General features: G+C 73.0%; 18 protein-coding genes and 1 pseudogene. 16 read left to right on the plus strand and 3 right to left on the minus strand.

What is annotated here, in order from left to right; genetic code table 11:
* Positions 1-41 precede the first annotated feature (41 nt).
* The 11 genes and pseudogenes from SGA01_RS16720 (at position 42) to SGA01_RS16770 (ending at position 11439) form a co-directional block, all read left to right on the plus strand.
* On the plus strand, positions 42-2027 hold the full coding sequence (locus SGA01_RS16720; protein WP_141297300.1) for an AAA family ATPase: 1986 nt from the start codon (positions 42-44) through the stop codon (positions 2025-2027).
* A gap of 147 nt (positions 2028-2174) precedes the next feature.
* Positions 2175-3290, plus strand: coding sequence for an alanine dehydrogenase (gene ald, locus SGA01_RS16725; protein WP_141297301.1), 1116 nt, complete (start codon positions 2175-2177; stop codon positions 3288-3290).
* A gap of 448 nt (positions 3291-3738) precedes the next feature.
* The gene (locus SGA01_RS16730) at positions 3739-4764 is read left to right on the plus strand and encodes a ParA family protein (protein WP_037631020.1); all 1026 of its coding nucleotides are present in this window, start codon (positions 3739-3741) and stop codon (positions 4762-4764) included.
* Complete coding sequence (locus SGA01_RS16735; protein WP_079037673.1) at positions 4749-5255, plus strand: hypothetical protein; 507 nt, start codon at positions 4749-4751, stop codon at positions 5253-5255. Before SGA01_RS16730 ends, SGA01_RS16735 begins: the two co-directional genes overlap by 16 nt.
* Positions 5256-5300: 45 nt before the next feature.
* Positions 5301-6488 (plus strand): segregation and condensation protein A, encoded by a 1188-nt coding sequence (locus SGA01_RS16740; protein ID WP_141297302.1) that lies wholly within the window; start codon positions 5301-5303, stop codon positions 6486-6488.
* Positions 6485-7078: an SMC-Scp complex subunit ScpB gene (scpB, locus tag SGA01_RS16745; protein ID WP_079037675.1), complete on the plus strand. Its 594-nt coding sequence runs from the start codon at positions 6485-6487 to the stop codon at positions 7076-7078. Before SGA01_RS16740 ends, scpB begins: the two co-directional genes overlap by 4 nt.
* Complete coding sequence (locus SGA01_RS16750; RefSeq protein WP_141297303.1) at positions 7078-8319, plus strand: pseudouridine synthase; 1242 nt, start codon at positions 7078-7080, stop codon at positions 8317-8319. Before scpB ends, SGA01_RS16750 begins: the two co-directional genes overlap by 1 nt.
* Positions 8320-8445: 126 nt before the next feature.
* Positions 8446-8580, plus strand: a pseudogene (locus SGA01_RS42090) (nicotinamide riboside transporter PnuC); the annotation flags it as partial.
* Between the two features lie 35 nt (positions 8581-8615).
* Entirely contained in the window at positions 8616-9683 is a 1068-nt protein-coding gene (locus SGA01_RS16760) for an AAA family ATPase (RefSeq protein ID WP_141297304.1), read from the plus strand.
* Entirely contained in the window at positions 9680-10417 is a 738-nt protein-coding gene (locus SGA01_RS16765; RefSeq protein WP_141297305.1) for an NUDIX hydrolase, read from the plus strand. Before SGA01_RS16760 ends, SGA01_RS16765 begins: the two co-directional genes overlap by 4 nt.
* Positions 10414-11439: an ADP-ribosylglycohydrolase family protein gene (locus SGA01_RS16770; RefSeq protein WP_141297306.1), complete on the plus strand. Its 1026-nt coding sequence runs from the start codon at positions 10414-10416 to the stop codon at positions 11437-11439. The genes SGA01_RS16765 and SGA01_RS16770 overlap by 4 nt, the downstream gene beginning before the upstream one ends.
* A 24-nt stretch (positions 11440-11463) precedes the next feature.
* Here the strand turns inward: SGA01_RS16770 and SGA01_RS16775 are convergent, their stop codons facing one another.
* The 3 genes from SGA01_RS16775 to SGA01_RS16785 are packed head-to-tail and all read right to left on the minus strand — an operon-like array spanning position 11464 to position 13036.
* A complete protein-coding gene (locus SGA01_RS16775; protein WP_141297307.1) occupies positions 11464-12141 on the minus strand; it encodes a nucleotidyltransferase domain-containing protein in 678 nt (225 codons plus the stop codon).
* A 10-nt stretch (positions 12142-12151) separates the two neighbouring features.
* A complete protein-coding gene (locus SGA01_RS16780) occupies positions 12152-12646 on the minus strand; it encodes a Rieske (2Fe-2S) protein (protein ID WP_141297308.1) in 495 nt (164 codons plus the stop codon).
* 45 nt (positions 12647-12691) lie between these two features.
* Positions 12692-13036, minus strand: a complete 345-nt coding sequence (locus SGA01_RS16785; RefSeq protein WP_141297309.1) for a DUF952 domain-containing protein — start codon at positions 13034-13036, stop codon at positions 12692-12694.
* A 72-nt stretch (positions 13037-13108) separates the two neighbouring features.
* Here SGA01_RS16785 and SGA01_RS16790 point away from each other — a divergent pair, with 72 nt between their 5' ends.
* The 5 genes from SGA01_RS16790 (at position 13109) to SGA01_RS16810 (ending at position 16871) form a co-directional block, all read left to right on the plus strand.
* Positions 13109-13573, plus strand: a complete 465-nt coding sequence (locus SGA01_RS16790) for a YidB family protein (RefSeq protein ID WP_494485669.1) — start codon at positions 13109-13111, stop codon at positions 13571-13573.
* Positions 13574-13694: 121 nt separating this feature from the next.
* Complete coding sequence (gene aroH / locus SGA01_RS16795) at positions 13695-14057, plus strand: chorismate mutase (RefSeq protein ID WP_141297311.1); 363 nt, start codon at positions 13695-13697, stop codon at positions 14055-14057.
* A complete protein-coding gene (locus SGA01_RS16800; protein ID WP_055644325.1) occupies positions 14054-15142 on the plus strand; it encodes a prephenate dehydrogenase in 1089 nt (362 codons plus the stop codon). Before aroH ends, SGA01_RS16800 begins: the two co-directional genes overlap by 4 nt.
* Before the next feature lie 329 nt (positions 15143-15471).
* On the plus strand, positions 15472-16230 hold the full coding sequence (gene cmk / locus SGA01_RS16805) for a (d)CMP kinase (protein ID WP_229918015.1): 759 nt from the start codon (positions 15472-15474) through the stop codon (positions 16228-16230).
* Positions 16185-16871: a lysophospholipid acyltransferase family protein gene (locus SGA01_RS16810; protein ID WP_190133520.1), complete on the plus strand. Its 687-nt coding sequence runs from the start codon at positions 16185-16187 to the stop codon at positions 16869-16871. Before cmk ends, SGA01_RS16810 begins: the two co-directional genes overlap by 46 nt.
* Positions 16872-16937 lie beyond the last annotated feature (66 nt).

Here is a 16937-nt window from a genome sequence, read left to right on the forward strand (position 1 = left end):
CGCGGGATCGGCTCGTGCGCAGGTGGACGGGAGCGTGGCCCGTGACGGATCAGGCGGTGGCGGCGGCCGTGGGCCGGCGGTTCTTCGGCCGGCAGCGGGAGTTGAAAGCCCTGCACGCCGACATCGAACGGACCGGCCTCGACACCCTCACGGGTCGCAAGGCACCCCGCGCCCGGGTCCTGCTCGTCGCCGGCAAGCCCGGCTCCGGGCGTACCGCCCTCGCCGAGGAGCTGGCCGACGGCCTCGCCGACCGCTACCCCGGCGGGGTGTTCCGCGCCCGGCTCACCGAGCCCGGCGGCGACCCCGTCCCCACCGCCCGCGTCGCCCAGGAACTCCTGGCCGCGCTCGGCGTGGCCGAGCCGCCCGGCGCCGGCGAGGACGAGCTGACCGAACTGGTCCGCCACGCCCTCGCCGGGCGCCGGGCCGTCCTGATCCTCGACGACGCCGTCGACGCCGAGCAGGCCGACCCGCTGATCCCCGACGACCCCGCCACCCTGGTCGTCGGCGTGTCGCGCGGGCCGCTCACCGGCATCCCCGACGTCCGGCCCTGCACCCTCGGCGGCCTCGACCCCAAGTCGGCCATCGAGCTGCTCACCGCCTTCACCGGCTCCGTCCGCATCACCGTCGACCCGCAGGCCGCCGAGACCCTCGTTGAGGAGTGCGGGGGGATGCCCGGCGCCGTCGTCCTCGCCGGGGGCTGGCTCGCGGCCCGCCCCAAGGCCTCCGTCGCCGATCTCGCGAAGCAGCTGCGCGGGCTGAGCGGCGACCCGCTCACCCGGACCTTCCTGCTCGCCCACGAGGCGCTGCCCGCGACCGCCGCCCGGATACTGCGATTCCTCTCCCTGGCCCCGCTCGGCCGGGCGGACGCCCACACCGCCTCCGCGCTGGCCGGCTGCTCGGTCTCCGCGGCGGACACCACCCTCGCCGACTTCGCCGCCCTGGGGCTCGTCTTCGCCGGTGACGACGGGCAGTACGAGGTTCCCGGCCATCTCGTCCCCCTCCTTCGCGCTCAGCTGGAGGAGCGCGACCGGCCCGCCGAGGTGCAGCTCGCCCGGGCCCGGATGCTGGAGCGGACCGTACGGCTCCTCCAGTCGTGCCGTGCGGTCACCGAACCCGAGGGCTCGCCCGCCCGGCGGAAGCTCGCCGGTCTGCCGCGCGCCCTGCGCTTCCCGAACCGGGCCGCCGGGGCCGACTGGCTGCGCTCCCGGCAGCCCGTCCTCCTCGCCTCCGCACGCCTCGCCGTCGCCGACGGGGAGCTCGACACCCTGGCCCGCCGCCTGATCGCCTCCTTCGTCAGGGCGCTGGCCGCGCACCGGGGCGCCGAGGCCGCCGCGCCCGAGCTGTACGGCCTCCACCAGCTCGTCCTGGACGTGGCCGAGCGGCGCGGGCTGCACCGCGAGCGGGCGGCCGCCCTCCTGAACCTGGCGGACCTCGACGCGAGGACCGGACGGACGAAGGACGCTCTGCTGCGATATCGGTTGGCTTTGGACGCCGGCAGGGCAGCAAATGATCCGTACGCCACCGGTCGGGCGATGGAATCCGTAGGTGGCTCGTATCAGGAGCTGGGGGACTGGCAGCGGGCCGGCGACTGGTACGGCCGCGCGCTGGCCCAGCGCCTCGCCCGCGACGAGCGCGCCGACCAGGCCCGGTTGTACGGACGCCTCGGCGCCGTGCAGACCTACGCCGGGCGGTACGGCGAGGCCCTGCGGAACTGGCGGGCCGCCGCGGCCGGCTACCGCAGGCTCGCCGATCTCCCTGGCCACGCCCGGGCGTTGAGCGAGGCGGCCCGGGTGCAGGAGTACGCGGGGCGGCCCGAGGAGTCGCTGCGGACCTGCGAGGAGGCGGTGGAGTGGGCCCGGCGGGCGCAGGACACCCGGCTCCAGGCGGCCCTCCAGCTGCGCCTCGCCGACACGCTCGACCGGCTCGGCGACCCCGCCGCGGCCGGGCTGCACAGGGCCGCGGCGGAACGATTGCTGGAAACGCGCGCCACAGCCTGCGAAATCCGTAGTGGGTTCGAGAAAGATTAGTACTTTGAAAGGCTAGACACCGGGAACTCCTTCATTAGACTGGGTCCGCCGCGTTCGAACGTGGTCTGCCCCGGTGCGCCGCAGTGCATCCGGGTATGTATCGCAGTACCCCAGTTGTCCCCCCAGATTCAAGGACCGTGATCGACGATGAAGGTCGGCATCCCCCGCGAGGTCAAGAACAACGAGTTCCGCGTGGCCATCACCCCTGCCGGTGTCCACGAGCTCGTCCGCAACGGCCACCAGGTCTTCATCGAGCAGAACGCCGGTGTCGGCTCCTCGATCACGGACGAGGAGTACGTCGGCGCCGGCGCCGAGATCCTCGCCACCGCCGACGAGGTCTGGGCCACCGCCGACCTGCTGCTCAAGGTCAAGGAGCCCATCGCGGAGGAGTACCACCGCCTCCGCAAGGACCAGACCCTCTTCACGTACCTGCACCTCGCCGCCTCCCGCGAGTGCACGGACGCGCTGCTGGAGTCCGGCACCACCGCCATCGCCTACGAGACCGTCGAGACCGCGAACCGCGCCCTGCCGCTGCTCGCCCCGATGTCCGAGGTCGCGGGCCGCCTGGCCCCGCAGGTCGGCGCGTACCACCTGATGCGCTCGGTCGGCGGCCGTGGCGTCCTCCCCGGCGGCGTCCCCGGCACCCACGCCGGCGAGTGCGTCGTCATCGGCGGCGGCGTCTCCGGCTGGAACGCCACGCAGATCGCCGTCGGCATGGGCTTCCACGTGACCCTGCTCGACCGTGACATCAACAAGCTCCGCGAGGCCGACAAGATCTTCGGCACCAAGGTGAAGACGATCGTCTCCAACGCCTACGAGCTGGAGAAGGCCGTCATCGAGGCCGACCTCGTCATCGGCGCCGTCCTCATCCCGGGCGCCAAGGCCCCGAAGCTGGTCACCAACGAGCTCGTCGCCAAGATGAAGCCCGGAAGTGTCCTTGTCGACATTGCGATCGACCAGGGCGGCTGCTTCGAGGACTCCCACGCGACCACCCACGCCGAGCCGACCTTCCAGGTCCACAACTCGGTCTTCTACTGCGTCGCCAACATGCCGGGCGCCGTCCCGAACACCTCCACCTACGCGCTCACCAACGCCACGCTGCCCTACATCGTGTCGCTGGCGAACAACGGCTGGGCCGAGGCCCTCCGCCGTGACTCCGCGCTCGCCCTGGGTCTCAACACCCATGACGGCAAGGTGGTTTACAAGGAGGTCGCCGAGGCGCACGGCCTCGACCACGTCGAGCTGAGCGCCCTCCTGGGCTGATCTTCGAGGCGCCGCCGTCAACCGGTGCCGTCAATGCCACACACCCGGCCGGACCTTGTTCGACAAGGTCCGGCCGGCTGTGCGTCCGGCCCCGTCGGGGGCCCGAGCAACTCGCCTCGAACGTAACCCTTTAACCGTTTCGCGCACCCCTGAAACGTACGGATGCATGCCTGCGCACCCTTGACAGAGAGGTGTTCGGTTGCCGACACATCCGGCCGGGTCCGGCGGATTGTGTTGCTGCGGAGCGGTGACACGCCATAGAGTCGCCAACCGTCGGCATGGTGCCACGCTGACCTATCGATAAATGTTCCTGGTGACATCCAAGGAGGTAAGACGACTTGTGAATGAGTCGACAATTACTCCCGGGAGCGGTGCGCCAGGTGCTCCGATCGGCTCCGTCGCGGTGCGGACCTTCGCGACGCACCAGCCCATGACGACAGCCCACACGATGAAGACGATGGACGGCCTACACGTGAACGCCACGGCCGGCAACGAGATGGGCCGAGAGTCCACCCACTTCGCCGCCTTTGACGAGGTGCCCGAGGGGCACTTCTACGACCCCGACGCCGAGTACGAGCCCGACCCGGAGTACGCGGCCACCCTCGCACCCGACGCTGCCCGCCAGCGTCGCGAGCGGATCGGCCCCACCGGACGGCCCCTGCCGTACTTCCCGATCCCGGGTCCCCTGACCGACCACGGACCCGCCAAGATCATCGCGATGTGCAACCAGAAGGGCGGCGTCGGCAAGACCACGTCGACCATCAACCTGGGTGCCGCGCTCGCCGAGTACGGACGACGGGTGCTGCTCGTCGACTTCGACCCGCAGGGAGCCCTGTCGGTCGGCCTCGGCGTGAACCCGATGGAGCTCGACCTCACCGTCTACAACCTGCTCATGGAGCGGGGCATGTCGGCGGACGAGGTCCTCCTCAAGACCGCCGTACCCAACATGGACCTGCTGCCGAGCAACATCGACCTCTCGGCCGCCGAAGTCCAGCTCGTCAGCGAGGTCGCGCGCGAGTCGACGCTCCAGCGCGCCCTGAAGCCGCTGATGAACGACTACGACTACATCGTGATCGACTGTCAGCCCTCGCTCGGCCTGCTGACCGTGAACGCCCTGACGGCGGCTCACAAGGTCATCGTGCCGCTGGAATGCGAGTTCTTCGCCCTGCGCGGAGTGGCGCTGCTGACCGAGACGATCGAGAAGGTCCAGGAGCGGCTCAACCCCGACCTGGAGCTCGACGGCATCCTCGCCACGATGTACGACTCGCGGACCGTGCACAGCCGTGAGGTCCTCGCGCGCGTCGTCGAGGCCTTCGACGACCACGTGTACCACACGGTCATCGGGCGGACCGTGCGCTTCCCGGAGACCACGGTCGCCGGCGAGCCCATCACCACGTACGCCTCGAACTCCGTGGGCGCCGCCGCCTACCGTCAGCTCGCCAGGGAGGTGCTCGCCCGGTGTCACGCCGAGTGAGTCTGCCCGGCGCCGACGAACTCTTCCGTACGACCGGGGGGACGGCGCTCCAGTCGTCCTCACCCCGCCGGGCCGTCCCGGCCCCGGCGGGCGAGAGCGACACGGCGGCGGCCGAGAGCTCCGCGGAACACACGGCCGCGGACTCCGAGGCAGCCGAACCGCGGGCCCGGACGGCGGAGCCTGAAGGCCCCGCCGCCCCGAAGCCCGCGGGCCCCGCCGCGGTCCCGGCCCCGGCAGCCGCCCGGCGGCGCGGCGGTCGTGCCCCGAACAGGCGGCCCAGCGGCCGTGAGCGCCACGACGAGAAGATCACGGTCTACGTCTCCGCCGAGGAGCTCATGGACCTGGAGCACGCCCGACTGGTGCTCCGCGGTGAGCACGGGCTCGCCGTCGACCGGGGCCGGATCGTCCGGGAGGCCGTCGCGGTCGTCCTGGCGGACCTGGAGTCCCGCGGCGACGCGAGCATCCTCGTGCGCCGCCTGCGCGGCCGCTGACGGTAGCCTGCGGGCTGCCGAGCTCTCCGTTCCCCCTGGACCCCCATGCACCACGCCTCTGACGAAACGTCCCGCCCGCCGGGCCGCCGCCCCCTGGGCCGCGGTCCGGGCGGGACACGGGGGTCCGCGGCCCATGAGGGCCCGGGGGTGGGAGTGGCCCTGCCGGGGACGGAGGCGGAGGTCGAGCCCGTAGCCGAGGCTGTAGACCGGCTTGTGGCGGAGCCCGTAAACGAGTCTGTCGACACGTCCGTGGTCGATGCTTCGGTCGATTCCGTGGTCGAGATCCTGGCCGAGCCCGTGGCCGATCCCGTGTCCGTCGCTCCTGCCGGGAGCGCGGTCGCCGAGGCCGCCGAGGTCGGCGACGGGCGGTTCACCGTGCGGCTCGCGAACTTCGAGGGGCCCTTCGACCTGCTCCTCCAGCTCATCACCAAGCACAAGCTCGACGTCACCGAGGTCGCCCTCTCCCAGGTCACCGACGAGTTCATGGCACACCTCCGTGCCCTGGGCCCCGACGGCGACCTCGACCAGACCACCGAGTTCCTCGTCGTCGCCGCCACCCTGCTCGACCTCAAGGCCGCCCGGCTGCTGCCCGTCGCCGAGGTGGAGGACGAGGCCGACCTCGCCCTCCTGGAGGCCCGCGACCTCCTCTTCGCCCGCCTCCTCCAGTACCGCGCGTACAAGCGGATCGCGGAGATCTTCCAGGACCGCTGGGAGGCCGAGGGCCGCCGCCACCCCCGTACCGTCGGACTCGAACCGCACCACGCCGAGCTGCTCCCCGAGGTCGTCATCTCCATCGGCGCCGAGGGCTTCGCCAAGCTGGCCGTCAAGGCCATGCAGCCCAAGGCCGAGCCCCAGGTGTACGTCGACCACATCCACGCCCCGCTCGTCAGCGTCCGCGAGCAGGCCGCCGTGGTCGTCGCGCTGCTGCGTGAGCGCGGGACGGCGGCCTTCCGCGAGCTGATCGAGGACGCCGGGGACACCCTCACCGTCGTCGCCCGCTTCCTGGCCCTCCTGGAGCTCTACCGGGAGAAGGCCGTCGGCCTCGACCAGGAGACGGCCCTCGGGGAGCTCACCGTCACGTGGGCCGGCGGCGACGGGGAGACCCGCGTCACCGACGAGTTCGACCGGGAACCCGACCCGGACCGGGACGCCGACCCGGATCCCGCGTCCGACCCGGACCCCGTGTCCGCCCCGGATCCCGCATCCGCCCCAGAAACGGAGGCCCAGGAGTGAGCGACCTCAAGCCCTCCCTCGAAGCCGTCCTGATGGTCGTCGACGAGCCCGCCACCGAGCAGCACCTCGCCAAGGTCCTGGACCGGACCCCGCGCGAGGTGGCCGACGCCCTGCACGAGCTGGCCGACGAGTACACCGCCCAGGGCCGCGGCTTCGAGCTGCGGCGGGTGGCCGGCGGCTGGCGCTACTACACCCGGGCGGCCCACGCGGCGGCCGTCGAGGCCTTCGTGCTCGACGGGCAGCAGGCCCGGCTCACCCAGGCGGCCCTGGAGACCCTCGCGGTCGTCGCGTACCGCCAGCCGGTCAGCCGTTCCCGGGTCTCCGCGGTCCGCGGAGTCAACTGCGACGGGGTCATGCGGACCCTTCTCCAGCGGGGTCTGGTGGAGGAGGCGGGCGCGGAACCCGAAACAGGTGCGATCCTGTACAGGACGACGAACTATTTCCTGGAGCGGATGGGCCTGCGCGGCCTGGACGAACTCCCCGAGCTCGCGCCTTTCCTCCCCGAGGCGGAGGCGGTCGAGCCGGACTCACTGGAAGGCGTCCCGTCGTTCGATCCGGACGCAGACGTAGACGACAAGACGGAAATTTGATGCGAAGCAGCAGCGGCAGGAACAGCAGCGGAAACAACGGCGGGAGCCGTGGTGGCAACAGCGGCGGCCGCGGCGGCAGCGGCGGTGGCCGCGGCGGCAGCAGCAGTGGCGGCGGTGGCTACCGCGGCGGCAGCAGCGGCGGCGGCGCCGGTCGTGGGGGCAGCGGCGGCGGTGGCCGCGGCAGCAGCAGCGGCGGCGGCGGTGGCTACCGCGGCGCCGGCGGCGGCCGTGACGACCGGCAGGGCGGCGGCAGCGCCAGGCCGCGCAACCCGCGTCCCGAAGAGCGCCAGTACGACGTGCCCGGCCTCGGCGGCTCCGCCGGCGGCCCCAAGAGCGGCCGCGGCTCCTCCGCGCGCGGTGGCGCCAAGGGCGGCCCCCGGCAGTCCCCGCAGCGCGGTGGCGGCCGTACCGAGCCGTCCCGCTCGCGCGAGTACGACGCCCGCACGGAGGAGCGCAACCGGGAGCGGTACGCCGGCAAGCCCGAGATCAAGACCCCCAAGACCCACCCCGGCGCCGAGCAGGAGGGTGAGCGTCTGCAGAAGGTCCTCGCCCGTGCCGGCATGGGCTCCCGGCGTGCCTGCGAGGAGCTGATCGAGCAGGCCCGCGTCGAGGTCAACGGCCAGATCGTGCTCGAGCAGGGCATGCGCGTCGACCCGGAGAAGGACGAGATCAAGGTGGACGGCCTGACCGTCGCCACCCAGTCCCACCTGTTCTTCGCGCTGAACAAGCCCTCCGGCGTCGTCTCCACCATGGAGGACCCGGAAGGCCGCCAGTGCCTGGGCGACTACGTCAACAACCGTGAGACCCGGCTCTTCCACGTCGGCCGGCTCGACACGGAGACCGAGGGCATCATCCTGCTCACCAACCACGGTGAGCTGGCCCACCGCCTCACGCACCCCAAGTACGGCGTGAAGAAGACCTACCTCGCCGCGATCACCGGCCCGCTGCCCCGCGAGGTCGGCCGCATGCTCAAGGACGGCATCGAGCTGGAGGACGGGTACGCCCGCGCCGACCACTTCCGTGTCGTCGAGCAGACCGGCAAGAACTACCTGGTCGAGGTCACGCTGCACGAGGGCCGCAAGCACATCGTGCGCCGGATGCTGGCCGAGGCCGGCTTCCCGGTCGACAAGCTGGTCCGTACGGCCTTCGGTCCGATCTCCCTGGGTGACCAGAAGTCGGGCTGGCTGCGCCGTCTGACCAACACCGAGGTCGGCATGCTGATGAAGGAAGTCGGGATGTAAGTCCCACCCCTCTCCGCGAGAGGCCCGTGACCGCACGTCGGTCACGGGCCTTTTTCGCGCTTGTGGCCGAGACCCGTCAGCATTTATAGTCAAGGTGACTCTTAAGGAGCGGGTGTGAGTCTCGCGTTCCTCTTCATCGCCCTCGCCGCGTGCGGCCGGCGGACCTGGACCCACGGGGGTGGACCAGGCTCCGGCCTCCTCCCGGTGCGCCGCATCTGCGGCACCGGGTGGGCCCGGCCGCTCGCGGCGGGGGCGGTGGGGGCCGAACGAGCTCCGACGACGGGAGGTCCGACGACATGAGGCGTTTCGGTCACGGCCTCGTCCTCGGCGGCTTCTGTCCGCCGCACGCGGGTCACCACCACCTCGTCCGCACCGCGGGTCGGCGGTGCGAGCGTCTCACCGTGCTCGTCCGCGCCTCGTCCGGCGACAGCCCGTCCCTGGCCGAGCGGGTCGCCTGGATGCGCGAGATCCACCCCGACGCCTTCGTCGTCGGAGCCGTCGCCGACCTCCCCGTCGGTCTCCGGGACGCCGACGTCCTGGACGCCCGCCTGGCGGTGCTCCGGGCGGCCGTGCCCGAGCGCGTCGACGCCGTCTTCACCTCGGAGCCGTACGGGGAGGAGCTCGGCCGCCGCCTCGGCGCGGAGTCCGTCGCCGTCGACCAGGACCCCGACCCCACCCGCTTCCCCGTCTCCGACGCCGCCGTCCGCGCCGACCTCCCCGGCTCCTGGGACTTCCTGGAGGCCCCGGTCCGCGCAGCGCTCACCCGGCGTGTCGTCGTCCTCGGCGCCGAGTCCACCGGCGCCACCACCATGGCCCTCGCCCTCGCCGACCACTACCGGCGGCGCGGCGGCGTCTGGGCCCGCACCCGCTACGTACCGGCGTACGGGCGCGAGTACGGCGAACTCAAGCTCGCCGGGCTCCGGGCCGAGCACCCCGGCGCCACCCGGTCCGACGTCACCTTCCGCTCCTCCGACTTCCCCGTCATCGCACAGCGCCAGGCCGAACTGGAGGAGGAGGCGGCCCGCGACGGCTCGCCCGTCCTCTTCTGCGACACCGACGCCTTCGCCGGCACCATCTGGCACGAGCGGCACATGGGCACCGCGAGCGCCGAGGTCGGGGAGATCGCCGCCCGCGGCAGGCAGCACCTCTGGCTGCTCACCGACCACCGGGGCGTCGGCCGCGAGGACGACGCGCTGCGGCCCTGGATGACCGCACGCTTCCTCACCCAGCTCGCCCACACCGGCCGCCGGACGGCCGTCCTCAGCGGCCCGCACGAGGAGCGGCTCGCTTCGGCCGTCGCCGCCGTCGACGCCCTGCTGGCCGAGGGCGCGCACCTGACCGATCGCATCGCGGAGGGCCGATGAGCACCCCCAAGGCACCCGAGGGCTACGACAGGCACGCTTTCGAACCCTTCGCCGTCACCGTCGACCTCGCCGTCCTCACCGTCCGCGAGGAACGCCTGCACGTCCTCCTCGTCCAGCGCGGCCAGGAGCCGTACGCGGGGGAGTGGGCGCTGCCCGGCGGCTTCGTCCTGCCCCGCGAGTCCGCCGAGACGGCCGCCCGCCGCGAGCTCGCGGAGGAGACCGGGCTGGCCGGGGCCATCGTCGAGGGACTCCACCTCGAACAGCTCCGGACCTACAGCGACCCCGACCGGGACCCCCGTATGCGGGTGGTCTCCGTCGCCTTCACCGCGCTCGTCCCGGGCCTGCCCGAGCCACGCGGCGGCGGCGACGCGGCCGAGGCGCGCTGGCTGCCCTACGGCTCGTACGGGCCGCTGGCCTTCGACCACGACCGGATCCTCGCCGACGCCCGCGAACGCGTCGGCGCCAAGCTCGAGTACAGCTGCCTCGCCACCGCCTTCTGCCCGCCCGAGTTCACCCTCGGCGAGCTGCGGCAGGTGTACGAGACGGTCTGGGGCGTCGAACTCGACCGCCCCAACTTCCGGCGCAAGGTCCTCACCACACCCGGCTTCGTCCGGGCCGTGGAAGGACCGCCGCGCCGCACCGGCGGACGGGGGAAACCGGCCGCGCTCTACCGGGCGGGAGAGGCCACGGCCCTCCACCCGCCGCTGCTCCGACCGGAAGGACGATCCACATGAAGCGGCAGACCGCCAAGAAGGCCGCCACCGGGGCGCTGATCGGGCTGGCGCTCGGCGACGCGCTGGGCTTCCCGACCGAGTTCCACGACGTGCCGTCGATCCTCGTGAAGTGCGGGCCCTGGCGGCAGATGGCACTGCCCGTCAGGAACAAGAAGGCGTACGTCACCGACGACACCCAGATGACCCTGGCCTTCGCCCGGGGCATCCGCACGGCCACGGACCGGGGCGTCCTCGCCCCGCTGCGCCTCGCCCGGCCCGTCCGGGACGAGTTCGTCGACTGGTACCACTCGCCGGAGAACAACCGCGCCCCCGGCAACACCTGCCTGCGCGCCTGCATGCTCCTCGACGGCGACCGGCTCTGGCAGGACGCCAGCCAGATCCACTCCAAGGGCTGCGGCGCCAACATGCGGGTCGCGCCCATCGGGCTCGTCCCCGGCCTGAGCGAGGAGCAGCGGGCGGGCGCCGCCCAGCTCCAGGCGGCCCTCACCCACGGCCACCCGACCGCGCTCGCCGCCTCCGACCTCACCGCCCGCGCCGTCCACCTGCTCGCCCGGGGCGTGGACCCGGCCGGGCTCGTCGGACAGCTGCGCTCGTACGCGTACGAGAACCGCTCCCGCTACCACGAGCACTGGCTCGGGGACCTCTGGACCCGCTCCCAGGACCCCAGCGCCCTGTCCTTCGTCCGGCGGGGCTGGGACGAGTGCCTGGCCGTCCTGGAGCGCCTGGCCGCCGTGCAGCGCACGGCCGACCCGGAGCTCGACCCCTGCGAGTACACCGGCGACGGCTGGATCGCCGAGGAGGCCCTCGCGACCGGGCTGCTGTGCTTCCTGCTCTTCCCCGACGAGCCCCTCACCGCCCTGCGCAGGGCGGCCTGCACACGCGGCGACTCCGATTCGATCGCCGCCCTCACGGGCGCCTTCGCCGGCGCGCACCTGGGCGCCGACGCCTGGCCGGAGGAGTGGGCGGAACCCATCGAGTACCGCAGCGAGCTGCTGGCCTTCGGGGCGCTCTGGGACGTCTGAGCGGGGGACCGGCGCCGCCGGGCGTCAGAGAGACGCGCGGCGGGCGCGGATCAGGAAGTCCTGGACGCGGGCGTGGTCCGGGGCGGCCGGGAGGGGGCTCGTGTCGTGGGCGTGGTCCGCCTCGTCCTGGAGGCGGTTCATCCAGGACTCGACCTCCTGCCACGACACCTCGCCGCGCTTGACCGCGAGATAGCGGTCGCGCTCCTCGCCGACGTCGACGCGGAGTTCGCCCGTGCGCAGCAGGTCGCGGCAGCTCGTCAGCAGCCGCAGCAGGTGCATCGCGTGCTTCCAGCGCGGCTGCCCGTGCTGCCGGACGTCCGCGTCCAGCTTGCGGCGCTGGCCGCCGGCGTACCGGACGAAGGTCTGGTGGGCCTGCCGGGAGAGGAACGCCCCGCGCAGGGAGAGCAGTTCGCGCCCGGTGTCGTCGACGTGCTCGACGACGGGGGAGTGCAGGCACTCCAGGACGTTCGGGTTGTTGCGCAGGGCCAGCTCGCAGAAGCGCTCCAGCTCCCAGCTGAACTGGTCCTCGCCCGGGCCCTCCACATGGGCCGGGGGCTTGTCGAACCGCCAGAAGAGCGGCGTCGGGGCGAGATAGACGCCCCGCACGTCGGTGTCGCTGCCCTCGGTCGCCAGACCGAAGGCGCGCGAGCCCATCACGCAGGAGTAGATCGTGTGGTCGCGCACCAGCTCGTCCGGAGTCATGGCGGTGAGATTACGCGAGGGTGATCGATTCCCCCGAGACAATAATCTCCTCGGCCGGGAGCGGGCGGGTGGCCGGGCCGTGCGCCACCGAGCCGTCGGCGATGCGGTACTTGGAGCCGTGGCAGGGACAGTCGATGGTGCCGTCCGCGACCTTGTTCACCAGGCAGCCCTGGTGGGTGCAGACCGCGGAGAAGGCCTTGAACTCGCCGGCGGTGGGCTGCGTGACGACCACCTTCTCCTTGGTGAAGACCGTGCCGCCGCCGACCGGGATCCCGGAGGTCCTGGTCAGCGGGGGAGCGCCGGTCGCCGTGGCCGAGGTGGCGGGCTCCTCCGGGGTGGCGGATGCCGCGGACGTCGCGGGGGCGCTCGGTGCGGCCGAGGTGTCGGGTGTGGCCGGGGCGGTGGTCTCCGTACCGCCGTCACCCCCGCCGTCCGAGCCGCAGCCCGCCGTCAGGGCCGCGGCGGCGATCAGGACGGTACGGCGGTTCGTGGCGCGTGAAGTCATGGTGCCCAGCTTGGCGGCGCCCCTGCCGGAGGTCCCGCAACACGCCTACGGGCGGGGCGTCAGCTCCCTCGCACGGCCGTCCGCGTCCCGGCGGACCTCCAGGACCTCCCGCACCGCGGTCCGCTCGATCGCTCCGTAGACGTGCGGGTAGAGCCGGCCCTCGGCGCCCTCCCAGCGGACCTCGCCGGCCAGCCGGGACTCGTCGATCACCAGGACCAGGAGCGGGCCGGGCACGGACCGGTAGGGGCCGTCGGCGATCGCCAGGGCCGCGGGCTCGTCGGCCGAGCAGTGGACGAAGCCCTCGGCGGCGAGCGACGCCGGGGCGTAGGGGGCGGTGGGATCGGCGGGGTCGGCGGACCAGTCGGCCAGCGGTACGACGTGCAGCAGCATGCCGACTGTTCTATCGCGTGCCGACCGCTCCACCGCGTGCCGTGTGTACACCAAGTGGCGGAACGGCGCGATATGGGTGAGATTGAGCGTGTTCCGTACCGGACGAAAGGCAGAACGATGGCGGGAAACGACCTCGGCAGTCTCCTCGGCAGCCTCCTCGGAGGCGGCCAGGGCGGTAGCGGCGGCGGCGTCCTCGGCTCCCTGCTCGGCGCCCTCGCGGGCGGCAAGAGCGGCGCGGGCGCCGACGGCGCGAACCCGCTCGGCGGGCTGATCGACATGCTGACGAAGTCCGGCCTCGTCGACCAGGCCCAGTCCTGGGTCGGCACCGGCCGGAACCAGCCCGTCAGCGGCGCCCAGATCACCGAGGCCCTCCCCGACGAGACCCTCCGGAAGGTCGCGGCGGACGCCGGCGTCAGCCCGCAGGAGGCCGCCGACCAGATCGCCCAAACCCTGCCCCAGGCCGTCGACAAGCTGACCCCGAACGGCTCGGTGCCCCAGGGCTCCCTGGAGGACATCATCCGGCAGCAGCAGCTCTAGGGCAGCCGTCCGGCAAGTCCCCGGCGTCCGCCCTCCGTCTCGGAAGGCGGGCGCCGCGACGCGTCCTGCCCGCCGCTGACTAGGCTGAACGGAGCACTTGACGCAGGCGAAGGAGCACGACGTGGCGGTACGAGCGGTCCGAGGAGCCGTCCAGCTGGAACGGGACGAGGCCGGACACATGCGCGAGCAGGTCGAGGAGCTGCTCACCGCCGTCCTCGCGCGCAACGAACTCACCGCCGACGACCTCATCAGCATCTGGTTCACGGCCACCCCCGATCTGCACAGCGACTTCCCCGCCGCCGCGGCCCGCGGGATCGGCATCGTGGATGTACCCCTCATCTGCGCCCAGGAGCTCGACATCGAGGGCGCCATGCCGAGGGTCGTCCGGCTCCTCGCCCACGTCGAGACCGATCTGCCCAAGTCCCGGATCGCGCACGTCTACCTCGGCGCCGCGGCCGCCCTGCGCAAGGACATCGCCCAGTGAGAACAGCGCTCGTCATCGGCACCGGACTGATCGGCACCTCCGCCGCGATCGCCCTGGCGAGCCGGGGCGTCACGGTCCACCTCCGCGACCACGACCCGGCGCGCGCCCGGACGGCCGCCGCGCTCGGCGCGGGCACCGACGAGGCGCCCGAGGGGCGCGTGGACCTCGCGATCGTCGCCGTACCCCCCGCGCACGTCGCCGCGACCCTCGCCGAGGCGATGTCGGCCGGCCTCGCGCGCGGCTACCTGGACGTGGCGAGCGTCAAGGGCGGGCCGAAGCGGGAGCTGGAGGCGCTGGGCCTCGACCTCACCGCGTACATCGGCTCGCACCCGATGTCCGGCAAGGAGCGCTCGGGCCCGCTCGCGGCGACCGCCGACCTCTTCGAGGGGCGGCCCTGGGTCCTCACCCCGACCCGGGACACCGACACCGAGGTCCTCAACCTCGCCCTGGAGCTCGTCGCCCTCTGCCGGGCCGTGCCCGTCGTCATGGACGCCGACGCCCACGACCGGGCCGTCGCCCTCGTCTCCCACACCCCGCAGCTGGTGTCGTCGATGGTCGCCGCGCGCCTGGAGGAGGCCGACGAGTCGGCCGTACGGCTCTGTGGGCAGGGCATCAGGGACGTCACCCGGATCGCCGCCTCCGACCCGCGCATGTGGGTCGAGATCCTCTCCGCGAACCCCGGCCCGGTCGCCGACGTCCTCTCGGGCGTCGCCGCCGACCTCGACGAGACGGTCCGCGCGCTGCGCTCCCTGCAGTCCGCCGACGAGGACAAGCGCCGGGACGGTGCGTCCGGGGTCGAGGACGTCCTGCGCCGCGGGAACGCCGGCCGGGCCCGCGTCCCCGGCAAGCACGGTGCCGCCCCCACGGCCTACGAGACCGTCGCGGTCCTCATCAGCGACCAGCCGGGCGAGCTGGCCCGGATCTTCGCCGACGCCGGTCGGGCGGGGGTCAACATCGAGGACGTGCGCATCGAGCACGCGACCGGTCAGCAGGCGGGCCTGGTGCAGCTGATGGTCGACCCGGCGGCGGCGCCGTCCCTGAGCGCGTCCCTCCAGGAACGAGGCTGGGCCCTACGCACCACCTGACCCCCGGCCTTGTCCGGGCAGCCGCCCGCCAGCGCCACCGCCCCCGTCGCGGGCAGCGGCTCCGGTGGGTTGGAGCCCGCCCCCGCCCGTTGCGGGCAGTCGTTCCGCCGGTGCGGAGCCCGCCCGCTACGGCGGTGCCGCACCCCCCCGTGTGCCCACCCTCCCCCAGAGGGGGGACCCCCAGCCCTGCGGGACGATTGCCCACACGGAGGGTGGGCACAGTCCGGCAGGGGTGCGGCCCGCATGGGGCGCGGGGCGCACGCCCAGTGCGCGTCGTCCTGTGGGCGCGCGCTCACGCGTCGGGTGCTCGCGGTCGTGGGTGGGGCCGAATGGGTGCTGGGGACTCGGTAACCTTGTGGAGGTGCCCGCATCTCGGCGAGGCCCTATCGCTCCCCCAGGAAGGTGTTCCCACCGTGGAATCCGTGATCGTCGCCATCGACGGGCCGTCCGGCACGGGCAAGTCGAGCACCTCCAAGGCGGTCGCCGCCAAGCTGGGGCTGAGCTACCTCGACACCGGCGCCCAGTACCGGGCGATCACCTGGTGGATGATCAGCAACGGCGTCGACGTGACCGACGCCGAGGCCGTCGCCAACGCCGCCTCCAAGCCGGTCATCGTCTCCGGCACGGACCCGGGCCGCCCCACCATCACCGTGGACGGTGCCGACGCCGCCGGTCCCATCCGTACCGAAGAGGTCACCTCCAAGGTCAGCGCCGTCAGCGCCGTCCCCGAGGTGCGGAGCCTGATCACGGAGCTCCAGCGGTCCATCGCCCGCAGCGCCGAGCACGGCATCGTCGTCGAGGGCCGGGACATCGGTACCACCGTCCTGCCGGACGCCGACCTGAAGATCTTCCTCACCGCCTCGCCCGAGGCCCGTGCCGCCCGCCGCTCCGGCGAGCTCAAGGGCGCCGACGTGCACGCGACGAAGGAAGCCCTGATCAAGCGGGACGCGGCCGACTCCAGCCGTAAGACCTCCCCGCTCGCCAAGGCCGGCGACGCCGTCGAGGTCGACACCACCGACCTCACCCTGGACCAGGTCATCGAGTGCGTCGTCACCCTCGTGGACGAGAAGAGGACGGCCGCCAAGTGACCGTGCCCTCCGAGAGGGGCGCCGCCGTCGGCCGACGCATCGGCATCGGCCTGATGTACGGCTTCTGGAAGCCGCGTGTCCTCGGCGCCTGGCGGGTGCCGGCCTCCGGCCCCGTCATCCTCGCCGTCAACCACGCGCACAACATCGACGGCCCCATGCTCATGGGCACCGCACCGCGCCCGGTGCACTTCCTCATCAAGAAGGAAGCCTTCGTCGGGCCCCTCGGGCCCTTCCTGGAGGGCATCGGGCAGGTCAAGGTCGACCGCGACAGCACCGACCGGAACGCGATAGGCAACGCCCTGGGCGTCCTGGAGCAGGGCGGCGTCCTCGGGATCTTCCCCGAGGGCACCCGGGGCGAGGGCGACTTCGCCTCGCTCCGCGCGGGCCTGGCGTACTTCGCCGTCCGCAGCGGCGCGCCGATCGTCCCGGTCGCCGTCCTGGGAAGCACCGAGCGCCGCGGACGGTTGGTCAAGGCACTGCCTCCGCTGCGCGGCCGCGTCGACGTCGTCTTCGGCGACGCATTCGAGGCGGGCGACGGCTCCGGCCGCCGCACCCGCAAGGCGCTCGACGAGGCCACCGTACGGATCCAGGGGCGGCTCTCCGCTCACCTGGAAAACGCCAGGCGCCTCACCGGGCGCTGAGCGAGACTTTCAGTAGTGGGCCCCGCGGCTCGGGGACCCACCGACCACGAATGATCAAGGAACGGA

This window comes from Streptomyces gardneri, assembly GCF_006539185.1.
GTDB classification, from domain to species: Bacteria; Actinomycetota; Actinomycetes; order Streptomycetales; family Streptomycetaceae; genus Streptomyces; species Streptomyces gardneri.

Coding starts and splice junctions, on each gene's coding strand:
- SGA01_RS16790 (WP_494485669.1), top strand. CDS start 13,109: ATGGGTGAGATTGAGCGTGTTCCGTACCGGACGAAAGGCAGAACGATG.
- SGA01_RS16765 (WP_141297305.1), top strand. CDS start 9,680: ATGAGCACCCCCAAGGCACCCGAGGGCTACGACAGGCACGCTTTCGAA.
- SGA01_RS16760 (WP_141297304.1), top strand. CDS start 8,616: ATGAGGCGTTTCGGTCACGGCCTCGTCCTCGGCGGCTTCTGTCCGCCG.
- ald (WP_141297301.1), top strand. CDS start 2,175: ATGAAGGTCGGCATCCCCCGCGAGGTCAAGAACAACGAGTTCCGCGTG.
- SGA01_RS16785 (WP_141297309.1), bottom strand. CDS start 13,036: ATGCTGCTGCACGTCGTACCGCTGGCCGACTGGTCCGCCGACCCCGCC.
- cmk (WP_229918015.1), top strand. CDS start 15,472: ATGGGTGCTGGGGACTCGGTAACCTTGTGGAGGTGCCCGCATCTCGGC.
- SGA01_RS16750 (WP_141297303.1), top strand. CDS start 7,078: ATGCGAAGCAGCAGCGGCAGGAACAGCAGCGGAAACAACGGCGGGAGC.
- SGA01_RS16770 (WP_141297306.1), top strand. CDS start 10,414: ATGAAGCGGCAGACCGCCAAGAAGGCCGCCACCGGGGCGCTGATCGGG.
- SGA01_RS16775 (WP_141297307.1), bottom strand. CDS start 12,141: ATGACTCCGGACGAGCTGGTGCGCGACCACACGATCTACTCCTGCGTG.
- SGA01_RS16730 (WP_037631020.1), top strand. CDS start 3,739: ATGAAGACGATGGACGGCCTACACGTGAACGCCACGGCCGGCAACGAG.
- SGA01_RS16780 (WP_141297308.1), bottom strand. CDS start 12,646: ATGACTTCACGCGCCACGAACCGCCGTACCGTCCTGATCGCCGCCGCG.
- SGA01_RS16740 (WP_141297302.1), top strand. CDS start 5,301: ATGCACCACGCCTCTGACGAAACGTCCCGCCCGCCGGGCCGCCGCCCC.